This window comes from Streptomyces sp. NPDC086835, from assembly GCF_044745705.1.
GTDB lineage: Bacteria > Actinomycetota > Actinomycetes > Streptomycetales > Streptomycetaceae > Streptomyces.
This window is the reverse complement of sequence record NZ_JBIVAU010000008.1, coordinates 386,146-402,266: the sequence shown is the minus strand read 5'-3', so window position 1 is coordinate 402,266 and position 16,121 is coordinate 386,146. Positions and strand designations below refer to the sequence as shown.

The following is a 16,121-nucleotide window of genomic DNA, read 5'->3' as shown; positions in this document are numbered from 1 at the left end:
CGTGGCCAGCGTTCCCGCGCCGCCGGAGGCGCCCCCGAAACCGACCTGGGACCCCAGGGAGCCTGTCCGTCCCTGGCTGCGCCCCACCATCCGGATACGGCTCACGCTGCTGTACGGCGGGATGTTCCTGATCGCGGGCATCCTGCTGCTGTCGATCATCTATCTCTTCACCGCGCAGGCGCTGCACGTCGGCGTCGCGGATCTGCCGTTCAAGATCGTCGAGGGCAAGGTCCAGCCCACCACGGACTGGTGCACCCTCCCGGAGGAGGGTTCCGGCGAGCAGTTCAACCAGGCCGTCTCCGCCTGTCTCCAGCACCAGCGCGAGCTGGCGCTGGACGACCTGCTGCGCCGCTCCCTGTTCGCCCTGCTCGGCCTGAGCATCATCGCGTTCGCCTTCGGCTACGCGATGGCCGGCCGGGTGCTGTCGCCGCTGGGACGGATCACCCGCACCGCGCGCCAGGTGGCCGGTTCCGACCTCTCGCGCCGGATCGAGCTGGACGGACCCGACGACGAGCTCAAGGAGCTCGCCGACACCTTCGACGAGATGCTGGACCGCCTGGAGCGGGCCTTCACCGCCCAGCAGCGGTTCGTGGCGAACGCCTCGCACGAGCTGCGTACGCCGCTGGCGATCAACCGCACGCTGCTCGAGGTGCACCTGTCCGATCCGGGAGCTCCCGCGGAGCTCCAGCAACTGGGCAAGACGCTGCTGGCCACCAACGAGCGCAGCGAGCAGCTGGTCGAGGGGCTGCTGCTGCTCGCCCGCAGCGACAACCAGATCGTCGAGCGCAAGCCGGTGGACCTGGCGGAGGTGGCCTCACGCGCCATGGACCAGGTCCGCTCGGAGGCGGAGGAGAAGGGCGTGGAGGTGCGGGGGGAGCGCCGGGCCGCGGTCGTCCAGGGCAATGGCGTGCTGCTGGAGCGGATCGCGCTGAACCTCGTGCAGAACGCCGTCCGGTACAACCTGCCGGGGGGCTGGGTGGAGGTGACCACGGAGGTCGAGCACGGCCAGGCCGTCCTGCTGGTGACCAACACCGGACCGGTGGTTCCCGCCTACGAGATCGACAACCTCTTCGAGCCGTTCAGGCGCCTGCGCCAGGAGCGCACGGGCAGCGACAAGGGGGTCGGCCTGGGGCTTTCCATCGCGCGATCGGTGGCCCGCGCCCACGGGGGCCGTATCTCCGCGGTGCCGCGGGAGGGAGGCGGGCTGGTGATGCGTGTCACTCTTCCGGTCTGAGCTTCTCGCCCGATGTTCGCTTTAAGCGGAATATTCGGAAACGACATCCGACGAATCCATGTGCGATCAATCACACGGGACGAATCGGATCCATCTACGCTGCGTGATCGATGATCGTGCGGAAAGCCGGTAAAAGCCCGGGTTTCCGGGGGGTGACATCACGGGAAGTACACGGGGTGGCGCCCGTGAAGCACGCCTGCGGACCGTGTACGGTCCCCATCGCCATCCAACCCGATCACCCTCGGGGGGTCCGGTTGGGTGTCGATTGAGTAACAGACCTTGATGTGAGGCAAAATCTCCGCCTCAGGTCGGGCACAAGTCCGGCCTCTCACGCGTTACGTGCGCTGAGACACCGCAACCACCCAGAGGGGGAGAGCGACATGGCAACGGACTACGACACCCCACGCAAGACCGACGACGACGTCGATTCGGACAGCCTTGAGGAACTGAAGGCCCGGCGGAACGACAAGTCCACCTCGACCGTCGACGTCGACGAGTTCGAGGCCGCGGAGGGCATGGAGCTCCCCGGGGCCGACCTGTCCAACGAGGAGCTCGCCGTCAGGGTCCTGCCCAAGCAGGCCGACGAGTTCACCTGCATGAGCTGCTTCCTCGTGCATCACCGCAGCCAGCTGGCGCGCGAGAAGAACGGCCAGCCCATCTGCCGCGACTGCGACTGAGGCAGGGCCGCCGTGACAGGCGAGAAACCGTCCGGGAAGCGGCGCTTTCGGCGTGATGGACGGCCGGAGGCGCACCAGGGCGGTACGGGCCCCTCACAGGACGCTGCGGCGTCCGCGGAGGACTCGTCCGCTCTGCTGCCGTACGACGCGACCGAGGGTGCGGAGCGAGGCCTGCCGGCCTCGTTCGGGACAGCCGGCCAGGCAGGGTCCCCGACCAGGGCCCGACGCCTGGCCACGGTCACCAAAGGCGTCGTCAAGGGCGGCGAGAGCGCAAGGGCGGGCCTCGTCCGGCGGGGGCAGGGCGCGCGCACCAGGCTCGTCAGGAGCAAGGAGAGCGCCAAGGCGGCGCTCGCGCACATCGCCGACGTGCTGATCGACAACGCGCCGCGCGTCCCGGTGCGTGACCTGGAGAAACTGCGCAGGCAGTTTCCCGGCCTCTCCCCCGAGCAGCTTGCCGACAAGCTGGTCGCGGGAGCGGCCAACGCCACTTCCACGGTGGGCGCCGGTATCGGCGCCGCCGCGATGATGCCCGTGCCGCCGGCGATGCCGGCCGAGCTCGCGGCGGAGGTCGTCGGCGTCGCCGCCATCGAACTGAAGCTCGTCGCCGAGCTCCACGAGGTCTACGGGGTGCGGGCGCCCGGCGGCCTCATGGACCGCAGCACCGCGTATCTGAACTCCTGGTCGCAGGAGCGTGGGATCGAGGTCACCAAGCCCTCGACGTACAGCGTTTCGATGGGCGGTCAGCTCAAGCGCCAGCTGCGCCAGCAGATCATGAAGCGCATGGTGCGCAATCTTCCGAACCTGATGCCGTTCATGGTCGGCGCGGCCGTCGGCGCCGTGATGAACCGCCGTGACACCAGGAAGCTCGCCGACCGTATCCGGGCCGACCTGCGCAAGAGGCAGGTCCCGTGGGAGGCGCTTCCCGCGCTGCCGCCCCTGGAGCAGCCGCAGCAGCCCCTGCGGCACCCGGAACTGCCCATGGGACCGGACCCCGCCTGACCGGCGGGACCCCGCTGTCCGGCGGCGGACCGGGCCCTACGCCGCGCGGACGGCCGTCAGGGCGGCGGCCAGCGCCTTCGGGTCCCGTGTCGACAGATAGACGTACGGCGTCGGGTCCTCCGGGTCGGTGATCTCGATCCGTACGGCGGTCGGGATGTAGCCGCGCAGCAGCATGAAGGCCCGCGGATCGGCCTTGTGGAGCCGCCAGGCCCGCGCCTCCTCCGCGTCGAGCACCTCGGCCTCACCGAGCGCGGAGACCGGGATCTTCGCGTCCCCGGCGACGAGGGAGCCGGCCACCACCCGGATACGGGCCGAGCCGTAGGAGCTGACCAGCGCCGACGCCAGCGCGCCCGCGGCGATCACCCCGCCCAGCATCGGCAGGGTCCCCAGCGGCAGCAGGATCAGACCGCCGGAGACGGCGACGAGGGCGGTGACGGCCCACCAGGATCGGGGCGCGGTCAGACGTTCTGCGTACTGCGGGGCGGAAGGCTGCATGAATCCAAGCTTGGCACGGTGCGACCTGCGGGTAGCCGCGCGGGTAAGGTCTGCGCCTGTGAGCAACGCGAACTCCCGGGGGGCGACCCCCGTACCCCCGGCCGGTTCCTCGGCCCTGACCCCGCCGGCCGACGCCACGGCGCCCGTGCGGCACCCCGATGCGCCCGCCCCGGGCGAGCTTCTCGGCACGCACTACGGGCACTGCTTCGGGTGCGGCGGGCAGCAGCCCCACGGCCTGCACCTCGAGGCACGGGCACAGGAAGGCGTCCGCGTCACCGCCGAGTTCACCGTCAAGGCCGCGCACCAGGGCGCCCCGGGTCTCGCGCACGGCGGCGTGCTCGCCTCCGCGCTCGACGAGACGCTCGGCTCGCTGAACTGGCTGCTGCGGGTCATCGCGGTCACCGGCAAGCTCGAGACCGACTTCGTGCGGCCCGTGCCGGTCGACACCGTGCTGTACCTCGACGCCGAGGTCACCGCCGTCGCCGGCCGCAAGATCTACTCGACCGCCACCGGACGCATCGGAGGCCCCGACGGGCCGGTGGCCGTGCGGGCGTCCGCCCTGTTCATCGAGGTCAAGGTCGACCACTTCATCGAGAACGGCCGCCCCGCCGAGATCCAGGCCGCGATGGCCGACCCCGACCAGGTCCGGCGCGCACGCGCCTTCGAGGTGAACCCCTGATGCGTGATCCCGTCGACGTGCTCATCCGCCGCGTGCACCCCGAGGTGCCGCTTCCCGCCTACGGTCACCCCGGTGACGCGGGTGCCGATCTGGTGACGTGCGAGGCCGCCGAACTCGCCCCCGGCGAGCGTGCCGTCCTGCCCACCGGAGTGTCGATCGCCCTGCCCGACGGGTACGCGGCCTTCGTTCACCCCCGGTCCGGGCTCGCCGCCCGCTGCGGAGTCGCCCTCGTGAATGCCCCAGGGACGATTGATGCCGGGTACCGTGGGGAAATCAAGGTGATCGTGGTCAATCTCGATCCACGCGAGAGCGTGCGGTTCGAACGGTTCGACCGGATCGCCCAACTGGTCGTCCAGCAGGTCGAGAAGGTGCGCTTCCACGAGGTGGCGGAGCTTCCCGGATCTGCGCGGGCCGAGGGGGGCTTCGGGTCCACCGGCGGTCATGCCGCCGTGGACGGCTCTACGGGTGGGAATCGATACGCTTCGGTCGTATCCGACCGGGAAGGACAGTGACGTGTTCGGACGTCGCAAGAAGAGTGGTTCCGCCGGGGACGCGGCGGACGCAGCGGACGGCGCCGAGCGAGTCGCCGACGAGTCCGCCGAGCTCGGCACGGAAGCCGGGGACAGCGGCGCCCGCCGGGTGAACCTCCCGCCGGCGCCCCGGCCCGACGGCCCCTGGGACGTCTCCGAGGTCTCCAGGCCCGGCGAGGGCCGGGTCGACCTCGGCGGCCTGTTCGTGCCCGGGGTCGAGGGCATGGAACTGCGGGTAGAGGTCGCCGGTGACGCCATCGTCGCGGCCACGGTCGTGCTGCGCGACAGCGCCGTACAGCTCCAGGCCTTCGCGGCGCCCAAGAAGGAGGGCATCTGGGGCGAGGTCCGCGAGGAGATCGCCTCCGGTATCACCCAGCAGGGCGGCATCATCGACGAGGTCGAGGGCCCGCTCGGCTGGGAGCTGCGCGCCCAGGTGCCCGTACAGCTCCCGGACGGCACCGGCGGTGTGCAGATGGTGCGCTTCGTCGGCGTCGACGGCCCCCGCTGGTTCCTGCGCGGAGTGATCTCCGGGCAGGGCGCGGTGCAGCCGCAGGCGGCCGGTCTGCTCGAGCAGATCTTCAGGGACACCGTCGTGGTGCGCGGCGAAGGCCCGATGGCGCCTCGCGACCCGATCGTCCTCAAGCTGCCGGACGACGCGCAGATGGTGCCCGAGGGCGTTCAGCAGGAGGAGCAGGAAGGCTCCCGGTTCTCCGGGGGCATGGGTCAGCTCCAGCGCGGCCCCGAGATCACCGAGGTGCGCTGACAGCGGTCGGCGACCTCGTACGACAGCGATGTGGCCCGTGGGCCCGCACCCCAGGGTGCGGGCCCACGGACCGTTCCGTACGGCTCGCCATGGGTTCCCGCGCGACCGTTGCCCGGGCGCGTGGCCCCTGCACATACTGTGCCGGACACGATCCGGCACGGGGGGACATCCAGATGACCGAGAGCAGCAGCGCACAGTCCGGCGCGGCCGTCGTCGACGACGCTTCGCGACCCATGGTGCGGATCGAGAACCTGCACCGTTCGTACGGCACGGGAGCCGCGGCCGTCCACGCGCTGCGCGGTGTCTCCTTCGAGATCCCGCGGGGCGAACTGGTCGCCCTCAAAGGCCGTTCGGGCTCGGGCAAGACCACGCTGCTCAACCTGGTCGGCGGTCTCGACACACCGGACCAGGGGCGGATCACCGTCGACGGTACCGACCTCTCCGAACTCGGCGAGAACGGCCTGCTCGAGCTGCGGCGCGACCGGATCGGCTTCATCTTCCAGTCGTTCGGCCTGATCCCGATCCTGAGCGCGGCGGAGAACGTCGGTGTGCCGATGCGGCTGCGCAAGGCGGACCCGCGGGAGCGGGAGGAACGCGTGGCACTCCTGCTCGCCCTGGTGGGCCTCGCCGACCATGCCGCCCAGCGCCCGGGCGAGCTGTCGGGCGGACAGCAGCAGCGCGTCGCCATCGCCCGCGCGCTCGCCAACCGGCCCAAGCTGCTCATCGCGGACGAGCCGACCGGGCAGCTCGACGCGGAGACGGGACTGGCCGTGATGGAACTGCTGCGCGCGGTCGTCCGCAGCGAGAACGTGACAGCCCTCGTCGCCACGCACGACCCTCAGCTCCTGGGCCTCGCCGACCGCGTACTGGAACTGGCCGACGGCGAGATCGTCGAAGCCTGACCAGGCATGTCTGCGCCCGACCAGCCCTGAGAAGGGCGCCGGGAGCGGTGGCGCCGCCGTATCAGAATCGCGTCAATACGCACCCCGTGGTCCCGGACCGTCCGGTTCGCCCGTTTCCTTCGACGTAAGGTCGACGCTGCGCAACGCAGTGTTCGAAAGACAATGAGGCCCATGGGACGCGGCAAGCTACGGATCTACCTCGGCGCGGCACCGGGCGTCGGCAAGACGTACGCGATGCTGTCCGAGGCGCACCGCCGTGCCGAACGCGGTACCGACTGCGTGGTGGCGCTCGTCGAGACGCACGACCGCCCCCGCACCGCGCGCCTGCTGGACGGCCTCACGCAGATCGAGCGCCGGGAGATCGCCCACCGGGGCGCCGTCTTCACCGAGATGGACATCGACGCCGTACTCGAACGTCGCCCCGCGGTCGCCCTCGTCGACGAACTCGCCCACACCAACGTCCCCGGCTCACGCAACAGCAAGCGCTGGCAGGACGTGGAGGAGCTCCTCGCGGCCGGGACGGACGTCATATCGACCGTCAACATCCAGCATCTGGAGTCGCTCGGTGACGTCGTCGAGACGATCACCGGTGTGCGGCAGCGGGAGACCGTCCCCGACGAGGTGGTCCGCAGGGCGGACCAGATCGAACTCGTCGACATGGCGCCCCAGGCCCTGCGCCGAAGGATGGCCCACGGCAACATCTACCAGCCGGACAAGGTCGACGCGGCGCTGTCGAACTACTTCCGCCCCGGCAACCTCACGGCGCTGCGGGAGCTGGCCCTCCTGTGGCTCGCCGACCGGGTGGACGAGTACCTCCAGCAGTACCGCGGCGAGCACAACATCCGCTCCACCTGGCAGGCCCGCGAGCGCATCGTCGTCGGTCTCACCGGCGGACCCGAGGGCGGCACCCTCATCCGGCGCGCGGCCCGGCTCGCGGAGAAGGGCGCGGGTGGCGAGGTCCTCGCCGTCTACATCGCCCGCAGCGACGGACTGACGTCCGCCTCGCCGAAGGAACTCGCCGTCCAGCGCACCCTCGTCGAAGACGTCGGCGGCACGTTCCACCATGTCATCGGTGACGACGTGCCCTCCGCGCTGCTCGAGTTCGCGCGCGGCGTCAACGCCACCCAGATCGTGCTCGGCTCCAGCCGCCGCAAGGCCTGGCAGTACCTGTTCGGGCCGGGTGTCGGCGCCACCGTCGCCCGCGACTCGGGCCCCGACCTCGACGTCCACATCGTCACCCACGGCGAGGCGGGCAAGGGCAGGGGGCTGCCGGGCGCCCGGGGGACCCGGCTCGGCCGCTCCCGGATCGCCGGCGGCTGGCTGGTCGGTGTGGCCGGCCCGGCCCTGCTCACCTTGCTGCTCACCAGCCTCGAGAACGGGCCGGGTCTCGCCAACAACGTCCTGCTGTTCCTCTTCCTGACCGTGATCGCGGCCCTGCTCGGCGGGCTGCTCCCGGCGCTGGCCTCCGCCGCCGTGGGGTCGCTGGTGCTGAACTACTTCTTCACCTCGCCGACCCACACCCTCGACATCGCAGAGCCGCGGAACCTCGTCGCCATCGTGATCTTCTTCGCTGTGGGCGTGGCGGTGGCCTCCGTGGTGGATCTCGCCGCACGCCGCACCCACCAGGCGGCCAGGCTGAAGGCCGAGTCCGAGATCCTCTCGTTCCTCGCCGGCAGCGTCCTGCGCGGCGACACCGCGCTGGACGCCCTGCTGGAACGGGTACGGGAGACGTTCGCCATGGAGTCCGTCGCCCTGCTCGAGCGAGAGAGCGACGTCGACCCGTGGACCTGCACGGCGAGCGTCGGCCCCCGGCCCGCGACCCGCCCCGACGACGCGGACGTGGACATGCCGGTCGGTGACCGTATGGCCATGGCTCTCTCCGGCCGGGTGCTGCCCGCGGAGGACCGGCGTGTGCTGGCGGCCTTCGCCACGCAGGCGGCCGTCGTCGTGGACCGGCAGCGGCTGGTGGGGGAGGCGGAACAGGCGAGGGAGCTCGCCGAGGGCAACCGGATACGCACGGCGCTGCTCGCCGCCGTCAGCCACGACCTGCGTACCCCGCTGGCCGGCATCAAGGCGGCGGTCACCTCGCTGAGGTCCGACGACGTCGCATGGTCCGAGGAGGACGAGGCCGAGCTGCTGGCCGGGATCGAGGAGGGCGCCGACCGCCTCGACCACCTGGTGGGCAACCTGCTCGACATGTCCCGGCTCCAGACAGGGACCGTCACCCCTCTCATCCGCGAGACGTCGCTCGACGAGGTGATCCCCCTCGCGCTCGTCGGCGTCCCGGCGGAGAGCGTCGAGCTGGACATCCCCGAGTCGCTGCCCATGGTGGCCGTGGACCGCGGGCTGCTCGAGCGGGCCGTGGCCAACATCGTCGAGAACGCCGTCAAGTACAGCCCCGACACCGTCCCCGTCACGGTCGCCGCCAGCTCCCTGGGGCGGCGGGTCGAACTGCGGGTCGCCGACCGCGGCTCCGGCGTGCCCGACGATGCGAAGGAGCGGATCTTCGAACCGTTCCAGCGCTACGGTGACGCCCCGCGCGGTGCGGGCGTCGGCCTCGGACTCGCCGTCGCCCGCGGGTTCATGGAGGCGATGGGCGGCACGCTGACCGCGGAGGACACGCCCGGCGGCGGCATGACCATGGTCCTCACCCTCACGGCCGTGTCCGGCCACGGCACGAGCGCGGCAGGCCTCGCGGCCGAGGTGACGTCATGACCGCGGGCCCGTACTCGGCGACCGGCAGTGACAGCAGCCCACAGGGGCGGAAAGGCGGGCAACACATGACCAGGGTGCTCGTGGTCGACGACGAGCCGCAGATAGTACGCGCGCTCGTGATCAACCTGAAGGCACGCAAGTACGAGGTGGACGCGGCCTCCGACGGCGCCGGCGCCCTCGAGACGGCCGCGGCACGCCACCCCGACGTCGTCGTCCTCGACCTCGGGCTGCCCGACATGGACGGGGTCGAAGTGATCAAGGGGCTGCGCGGCTGGACGCGCGTCCCGATCCTCGTCCTGTCCGCGCGTCACTCGTCCGACGAGAAGGTCGAGGCGCTCGACGCCGGGGCCGACGACTACGTCACCAAGCCCTTCGGCATGGACGAACTCCTCGCCCGGCTGCGCGCCGCGGTCCGACGGGCGGAGCCCGTCGGCGGCGAGGACGACGTGACCACCGTCGAGACCGAGGGCTTCACCGTCGACCTCGCGGCGAAGAAGGTGCACAGGGACGGCCGTGACGTACGCCTCACGCCCACCGAGTGGCATCTCCTGGAGGTCCTGGTGCGCAACACCGGGCGCCTCGTGAGCCAGAAGCAGCTGCTCCAGGAGGTCTGGGGCCCCTCGTACGGCACCGAGACGAACTACCTGCGCGTCTACATGGCCCAGCTGCGCCGCAAGCTGGAGGCTGATCCGTCGCATCCCAGGCACTTCGTCACCGAGCCCGGTATGGGATACCGCTTCGAACGTTGATCCGGCCCTGGTGCGGGCCGGTAGGCTTTCTGCATGAGTGCTGTACCCCGTTCCGCCAAGGCGGCGAAGGAGGAGACGGCGGCCAGACCGGCCGGCCGCTTCCGGCGCATGCTCGGCCGGCTCTCCAGCTCACAGCAGGACCTCGAGTCCGAGGAGCTCCAGGAGGACGCACAGGCATCGGGGTGTACCCGCATCTCCGAATGCGGTGACCGCCAGATCGTCAGGGTCGCTGGTACCTTGCGCACGGTCACCCTGCGTCCGCGGGCCGGTGTGCCCGCGCTGGAGGCGGAGCTCTTCGACGGCACGGCCCCGCTGGACGTGGTCTGGCTCGGCCGCCGTTCCATCGTGGGCATAGAGCCGGGCCGCAGACTGATCGCCTCCGGCCGGGTCTCGATGAGTCACGGCCGCCGGGTGCTGTTCAATCCCAAATACGAACTCCGACCACTCGGACAGGAGTAGCCGGTGGCGTCTGTCGACAAGCCGACCCCTACGACCAACGACCAGCAGGACACCGACGCGGATGTGAAGACCGTGACGGAGGCCGCGCTGTTCGAGGCCTTCGGCGGCGTGCGCGGCATGGTGGAGACGGTCCTGCCGGGCCTGCTCTTCGTCTCGATCTACACGGTCAACAAGGACCTGCACCTCTCGGCGATCGCGGCCCTCGCCGTCGCCCTGGTGCTCGTCGCCGTCCGGCTGATCCGCAAGGACACCGTCAAGCACGCCTTCAGCGGCGTCTTCGGCGTGGCCTTCGGTGTCGTGTTCGCGATGATGACCGGCAACGCGAAGGACTTCTACCTGCCGGGCATGCTCTACACGCTGGGCCTGGCACTGGCCTACATCGTGACCACGCTGGCCGGCGTCCCGCTGATCGGCCTGATGCTCGGGCCGGTCTTCAAGGAGAACCTCTCCTGGCGCACCCGCAACCCCGGCCGTAAGAAGGCGTACGCCAAGGCCAGTTGGGCGTGGGGTCTGATCCTCCTCGCCAAGTGCGCGATCCTCTTCCCGCTGTACTGGTGGGCCGACACGACACAGCTCGGCTGGGTCCTGGTCGCGCTGAAGATCCCGCCGTTCCTGCTGGCGGTCTACCTCACCTGGGTCTTCCTGGCGAAGGCCCCGCCGCCGATCGACGTCTTCGCGGAGATGGAGGCGGAGGAACGGGCCGAGGAGGCCCGCAAGCAGGCCGCGGAGCGCGAGGCGTAGACCGCCGGCCGCCCGCGCGGCCACGTCGCGAACGCGCCCCGGGGGCGTGTCCACCCTCACCAGGGCGGACACGCCCCCGGGGCGCGTCACACGGGAAGCGCGGTCAGGCCGGCGGGACCTCGCGGCGGACCGACAGCAGGTCCTCGAGCTGTTCCTCCCTGGCCTGCGCCGCCACGAACAGCAGCTCGTCGCCCGCCTCGAGCGTCTCCTCGGGGCTCGGCGTCAGCACCCGCGAACCACGGATGATCGTGACGAGCGAGGTGTCCTCGGGCCACGCCACGTCGCCCACCTGAGTCCCCGCCAGCGCCGACTCCGGCGGCAGCGTCAGCTCGACAAGGTTCGCGTCGCCGTGGCTGAAGCGCAGCAGACGCACCAGGTCGCCGACGCTCACCGCCTCCTCCACGAGCGCCGACATCAGGCGCGGCGTGGAGACGGCGACATCGACGCCCCAGGACTCGTTGAAGAGCCACTCGTTCTTCGGGTTGTTGACCCGCGCCACCACGCGCGGCACCGCGTACTCGGTCTTGGCGAGCAGCGACACGACGAGGTTGACCTTGTCGTCGCCGGTCGCCGCGATCACCACGTTGCAGCGCTGAAGCGCCGCCTCGTCCAGCGACGTGATCTCGCAGGCGTCGGCCAGCAGCCACTCGGCCTGCGGCACGCGCTCCACCGAGATCGCGGTCGGCGCCTTGTCGATGAGGAGGACCTCGTGCCCGTTCTCCAGAAGTTCGCCCGCGATGGAACGGCCCACCGCACCGGCGCCCGCGATTGCGACACGCATCAGTGACCGCCCTCCTCAGGACCTTCCGTGAAGGCCTCCTCGACCTTCGCGATCTCGTCCGTGCGCATCATCACATGGACAAGATCACCCTCCTGGAGCACGGTCTGCGAGGTCGGCAGGATCGCCTCTCCCAGCCGGGTCAGGAACGCGACCCGTACCCCCGTCTCCTCCTGGAGCCTGCTGACCTTGTGGCCGATCCACGACGGTGACGTGTAGACCTCGGCCAGCTGGACGCCGCCGCTCGGATCGCGCCACAGCGGCTCCGCGCCGGACGGCAGCAGCCGGCGCAGCATCTGGTCGGCGGTCCAGCGGACGGTGGCGACCGTCGGGATACCGAGACGCTGGTAGACCTCGGCACGCCGGGGGTCGTAGATACGGGCGGCGACGTTCTCGATGCCGAACATCTCGCGTGCCACCCGCGCGGCGATGATGTTGGAGTTGTCGCCGCTGCTGACGGCGGCGAACGCACCGGCGTCCTCGATGCCCGCCTCACGCAGGGTGTCCTGGTCGAAGCCGACCCCGGTGACGCGGCGGCCGCCGAACCCGGATCCCAGACGGCGGAAGGCGGTGGGGTCCCGGTCGACGACTGCGACCGTGTGTCCCTGCTGCTCCAGGGTCTGCGCGAGAGCGGCTCCCACTCGCCCGCATCCCATGATGACGATGTGCACGACCGTCCTTCCGGCTCAATCAGTTGCGGTACAAGCCTTACAAGGCAATACAGGGTCTCAGACCACGGCCCGGACCGGGTACGCACGGTCCGCCGAGAGGGCCGGACGAATGGGAAGCGTTAAGATCCCGCAGGTTGGGCCGCTCCGGTTGGGCTTGGCTCATATCGAGCGCTTACGATCCTCAGCGTGTCCAAACTGACCGACGTTCCCAAACGGATCCTGATCGGCCGGGCGCTGCGCAGTGAAAAGCTGGGGGAGACGCTTCTCCCGAAACGCATCGCCCTCCCCGTCTTCGCCTCCGACCCGCTGTCCTCCGTGGCATACGCGCCGGGCGAAGTACTGCTGGTCCTTTCCGTCGCCGGTGTGTCGGCGTACCACTTCAGCCCGTGGATCGCGGTCGCCGTCGTGGTGCTGATGTTCACGGTCGTCGCCTCGTACCGGCAGAACGTGCACGCGTATCCCAGCGGCGGCGGGGACTACGAGGTCGCCAACACCAACCTGGGCCCGAAGGCCGGCCTCACCGTCGCCAGCGCCCTGCTCGTCGACTACGTCCTGACCGTTGCCGTATCCATCTCCTCCGGAGTGGAGAACCTGGGCTCCGCGATCCCGTTCGTCGTCGAGCACAAGGTGTTCTGCGCCATCGGGATAATCGTTCTGCTCACACTGATGAACCTGCGCGGTGTGAAGGAATCGGGCAAGCTCTTCGCCATTCCCACATACGTTTTCGTCACCGGCGTGTTCATCATGATCGCCTGGGGTGCCTTCAAGGGGATCGTCCTCGACGAATCCATGCGCGCACCGACCGCCGACTACGAGATCAAGCCGGAGCACGAGGGCCTCGCCGGTTTCGCGCTGCTCTTCCTGCTGCTGCGCGCGTTCTCCTCCGGCTGTGCCGCCCTGACCGGCGTCGAGGCCATCAGCAACGGCGTCCCCGCCTTCCGCAAGCCGAAGAGCAGGAACGCCGCGACGACGCTGCTGATGATGGGCGCCCTGGCCGTCACCATGTTCTGCGGCATCATCGGCCTGGCCATGGCCACCGACGTCAAGATGGCGGAGTTCCCGGCGAAGGACCTGATCGCGAACGGCGTCCCGGTCGGCCCCGACTACGTCCAGCACCCGGTGATCTCCCAGGTCGCGGCCGCCGTCTTCGGCGACGGCACCTTCTTCTTCGTCCTGCTGGCCGCCGCCACCGCGCTGGTCCTCTTCCTGGCCGCGAACACCGCGTACAACGGTTTCCCGCTGCTCGGCTCGATCCTCGCGCAGGACCGCTACCTGCCGCGGCAGCTGCACACCCGTGGTGACCGCCTCGCCTTCTCCAACGGCATCGTGCTGCTGGCGGGCGCCGCGATCCTGCTGGTCTGGGTGTACGGAGCCGACTCGACCAAGCTGATCCAGCTGTACATCGTCGGCGTGTTCGTCTCCTTCACCCTCAGCCAGACCGGCATGGTCCGGCACTGGAACCGGCACCTGAAGACGGAACGGGACAAGGCCAAGCGCCGCCACATGATCCGCTCCCGGGCGATCAACACCTTCGGCGCCTTCTTCACGGGTCTCGTGCTCGTCGTCGTGCTCGCCACCAAGTTCACCCACGGCGCCTGGGTGGCCCTGCTCGGCATGGTGATCTTCTACGGCACGATGACCGCGATCCGTAAGCACTACGACCGGGTCGCCGAGGAGATCGCCGCACCGGAGGAGCCGGGCGACGACAGTGTGCGCCCGTCCCGTGTCCACGCGATCGTGCTCGTCTCCAAGGTGCACCGGCCCACCCTGCGCGCCATCGCCTACGCCAAGGCCATGCGCTTCGACCGGCTCGAGGCGGTCAGCATCAGCGTCGACCCCTCGGAGACCAAGGCGCTTCAGGCCGAGTGGGAGCGGCGCGGGATCAACGTGCCGCTGAAGATCCTCGACTCGCCCTACCGCGAGATCACCCGGCCCATCATCGAGTACGTGAAGGGCCTGCGCCGCGAGAGCCCGCGCGACGTGGTCAGCGTGGTCATCCCTGAGTACGTGGTCGGCCACTGGTACGAGCACGTGCTGCACAACCAGAGCGCGCTGCGGCTCAAGGGCCGGCTGCTGTTCACGCCCGGCGTGATGGTGACGTCGGTGCCGTACCAGCTGGCGTCGTCCGAGGCGGCGAAGCAGCGGGCCAGGAAGCGCCAGGACTGGAACGCCCCGGGCTCCGTGCGGCGCGGTCCGGTCGACCGCCGGCCGAAGGAGCCGAGCGGCAAGGCGTGAGGCACCGTGCGGCGGACGTAGACTGGTCGGTCGTTGTCCTTTTCGCCGCACAGTGCCGCACCCCTTTGATCTCTGGAGTCACCCCACCATGCAGAACGCACCCGAGACGTCGCTGGTCGGGCAGGAGTACGAGGTCGAGGTCGGCCCGGTCGCACACGGCGGCCACTGCATCGCCCGCACGGAGGGAGGGCGTGTGCTCTTCGTACGGCACACACTCCCCGGCGAGAAGGTCGTCGCCCGCGTCACCGAGGGCGAGGAGAGCTCCCGTTTCCTGCGCGCCGACGCGGTGCGCGTGCTCGAGCCCTCCAAGGACCGGGTCGAGGCGCCCTGCCCGTACGCCGGCCCGGGCAAGTGCGGCGGCTGCGACTGGCAGCACGCCAAGCCGGGAGCCCAGCGCCGCTTCAAGGGCGAGGTGATCGCCGAGCAGCTCCAGCGCCTCGCGGGCCTGACCCCGGAAGAGGCCGGCTGGGACGGCACCGTCATGCCCGCCGAGGGCGACAAGCTGCCGCCCGGCCAGGTCCCTCAGTGGCGCACCCGTGTCCAGTACGCCATCGACGACGCGGGCCACGTCGGCCTGCGCCGCCACCGCTCGCACGAGGTCGAGCCGATCGAGCACTGCATGATCGCCGCACAGGGCGTGAGCGAGCTCGGCATCGAGGAGCGCCTCTGGGAGGGCATGGCGACCGTCGAGGCCATCGCCGCCTCCGGCTCCGGCGACCGCCAGGTCATCCTCACCCCGCGCCCCGGCGCCCGGCTGCCGCTCGTCGAACTCGACAAGCCCGTGTCCGTGCTGCGCGTCGATGAGAGGGACGGCGGCGTGCACCGGGTCCACGGCCGCGCCTTCGTGCGCGAGCGCGCCGACGAGCGCACCCATCGGGTGGGCAACGGCGGCTTCTGGCAGGTTCACCCACAGGCCGCCGACACCCTGATGCGCGCCGTGATGCAGGGACTGCTGCCCCGCAAGGGCGACATGGCCCTCGACCTCTACTGCGGCGTCGGCCTATTCGCGGGCGCGCTCGCCGACCGGGTGGGCGACAAGGGCGCGGTGCTCGGCATCGAGACCAGCAAGCGCGCGGTGGAGGACGCCCGCCACAACCTCCAGCACTTCGACCGTGTGCGCGTCGAGCACGGCAAGGTCGAGGCCGTCCTCCCGCGCACGGGCATCGACAGCGTCGACCTCATTGTCCTCGACCCGCCCCGCGCGGGCGCCGGCAAGCAGACGGTCCGCCACCTCGCCGGGCTCGGCGCCCGCCGCATCGCCTACGTGGCCTGCGACCCGGCGGCGCTGGCGCGCGACCTGGCGTACTTCGCCGAGGCGGGCTACAAGCCGCGGACGCTGCGGGCGTTCGACCTGTTCCCGATGACGCATCACGTGGAGTGCGTGGCGATTTTGGAGCCTGCGCAAAAGAGCTCCTGACCTGCTGCTCTGAGGGCGAGGTCGATTAATCTCGCGCGGCCTCCGCGGATCATTGCGAAGCTCCTGGCGGAGTCGAT

The 16,121-nt window shown here is 70.5% G+C and carries 16 protein-coding genes; 13 read left to right on the top strand and 3 right to left on the bottom strand.

The genetic code is table 11. The annotated features are described in order from the left end of the window. The first annotated feature begins 1 nt into the window (after window position 1). The 3 genes from ACIPJI_RS25940 to ACIPJI_RS25930 all read left to right on the top strand — a co-directional run bounded on the left by ACIPJI_RS25940 (window position 2) and on the right by ACIPJI_RS25930 (window position 2,910). Entirely contained in the window at window positions 2-1,234 is a 1,233-nt protein-coding gene (locus ACIPJI_RS25940) for a sensor histidine kinase (RefSeq protein WP_402249134.1), read from the top strand. Window positions 1,235-1,614: 380 nt separating this feature from the next. Then, window positions 1,615-1,911 (top strand): DUF4193 domain-containing protein, encoded by a 297-nt coding sequence (locus ACIPJI_RS25935; protein WP_005310959.1) that lies wholly within the window; start codon window positions 1,615-1,617, stop codon window positions 1,909-1,911. A gap of 12 nt (window positions 1,912-1,923) precedes the next feature. Beyond that, entirely contained in the window at window positions 1,924-2,910 is a 987-nt protein-coding gene (locus ACIPJI_RS25930; protein ID WP_307708683.1) for a hypothetical protein, read from the top strand. A gap of 36 nt (window positions 2,911-2,946) precedes the next feature. On the opposite strand, the gene ACIPJI_RS25925 is transcribed toward ACIPJI_RS25930, so the two are convergent. After that, window positions 2,947-3,405 carry a DUF3093 domain-containing protein gene (locus ACIPJI_RS25925; protein WP_307708684.1) on the bottom strand — a complete coding sequence of 153 codons (459 nt, stop codon included), beginning with the start codon at window positions 3,403-3,405 and terminating at the stop codon, window positions 2,947-2,949. A 58-nt stretch (window positions 3,406-3,463) separates the two neighbouring features. Between ACIPJI_RS25925 and ACIPJI_RS25920 the strand changes: the two genes are divergently transcribed. The 8 genes from ACIPJI_RS25920 to ACIPJI_RS25885 all read left to right on the top strand — a co-directional run bounded on the left by ACIPJI_RS25920 (window position 3,464) and on the right by ACIPJI_RS25885 (window position 10,943). Beyond that, the gene (locus ACIPJI_RS25920) at window positions 3,464-4,084 is read left to right on the top strand and encodes a PaaI family thioesterase (RefSeq protein ID WP_356621888.1); all 621 of its coding nucleotides are present in this window, start codon (window positions 3,464-3,466) and stop codon (window positions 4,082-4,084) included. Further along, complete coding sequence (gene dut / locus ACIPJI_RS25915) at window positions 4,084-4,596, top strand: dUTP diphosphatase (RefSeq protein WP_037773579.1); 513 nt, start codon at window positions 4,084-4,086, stop codon at window positions 4,594-4,596. Before ACIPJI_RS25920 ends, dut begins: the two co-directional genes overlap by 1 nt. 1 nt (window position 4,597) lies before the next feature. After that, window positions 4,598-5,377, top strand: a complete 780-nt coding sequence (locus tag ACIPJI_RS25910; RefSeq protein WP_307708686.1) for a DUF3710 domain-containing protein — start codon at window positions 4,598-4,600, stop codon at window positions 5,375-5,377. 173 nt (window positions 5,378-5,550) lie between these two features. Then, window positions 5,551-6,279, top strand: coding sequence for an ABC transporter ATP-binding protein (locus ACIPJI_RS25905; RefSeq protein ID WP_402249131.1), 729 nt, complete (start codon window positions 5,551-5,553; stop codon window positions 6,277-6,279). A gap of 171 nt (window positions 6,280-6,450) precedes the next feature. Then, window positions 6,451-8,994: a sensor histidine kinase KdpD gene (locus tag ACIPJI_RS25900; RefSeq protein WP_356621891.1), complete on the top strand. Its 2,544-nt coding sequence runs from the start codon at window positions 6,451-6,453 to the stop codon at window positions 8,992-8,994. Between the two features lie 65 nt (window positions 8,995-9,059). Further along, window positions 9,060-9,743: a response regulator gene (locus ACIPJI_RS25895; RefSeq protein ID WP_307708689.1), complete on the top strand. Its 684-nt coding sequence runs from the start codon at window positions 9,060-9,062 to the stop codon at window positions 9,741-9,743. A 33-nt stretch (window positions 9,744-9,776) separates the two neighbouring features. Further along, a complete protein-coding gene (locus ACIPJI_RS25890) occupies window positions 9,777-10,202 on the top strand; it encodes an OB-fold nucleic acid binding domain-containing protein (protein ID WP_307708690.1) in 426 nt (141 codons plus the stop codon). Window positions 10,203-10,205: 3 nt separating this feature from the next. Continuing rightward, window positions 10,206-10,943: a DUF3159 domain-containing protein gene (locus ACIPJI_RS25885; protein WP_159686014.1), complete on the top strand. Its 738-nt coding sequence runs from the start codon at window positions 10,206-10,208 to the stop codon at window positions 10,941-10,943. A 103-nt stretch (window positions 10,944-11,046) separates the two neighbouring features. Here the strand turns inward: ACIPJI_RS25885 and ACIPJI_RS25880 are convergent, their stop codons facing one another. Together ACIPJI_RS25880 and ACIPJI_RS25875 are read right to left on the bottom strand one after the other, a co-directional pair. Beyond that, on the bottom strand, window positions 11,047-11,724 hold the full coding sequence (locus tag ACIPJI_RS25880) for a TrkA family potassium uptake protein (RefSeq protein ID WP_307708691.1): 678 nt from the start codon (window positions 11,722-11,724) through the stop codon (window positions 11,047-11,049). Next, complete coding sequence (locus tag ACIPJI_RS25875; protein WP_307708692.1) at window positions 11,724-12,392, bottom strand: TrkA family potassium uptake protein; 669 nt, start codon at window positions 12,390-12,392, stop codon at window positions 11,724-11,726. Before ACIPJI_RS25875 ends, ACIPJI_RS25880 begins: the two co-directional genes overlap by 1 nt. Before the next feature lie 186 nt (window positions 12,393-12,578). Here ACIPJI_RS25875 and ACIPJI_RS25870 point away from each other — a divergent pair, with 186 nt between their 5' ends. Next, window positions 12,579-14,627 carry an APC family permease gene (locus ACIPJI_RS25870; RefSeq protein ID WP_356621893.1) on the top strand — a complete coding sequence of 683 codons (2,049 nt, stop codon included), beginning with the start codon at window positions 12,579-12,581 and terminating at the stop codon, window positions 14,625-14,627. 88 nt (window positions 14,628-14,715) lie between these two features. Further along, window positions 14,716-16,044 carry a class I SAM-dependent RNA methyltransferase gene (locus ACIPJI_RS25865; protein WP_402249127.1) on the top strand — a complete coding sequence of 443 codons (1,329 nt, stop codon included), beginning with the start codon at window positions 14,716-14,718 and terminating at the stop codon, window positions 16,042-16,044. Window positions 16,045-16,121: the final 77 nt, after the last annotated feature.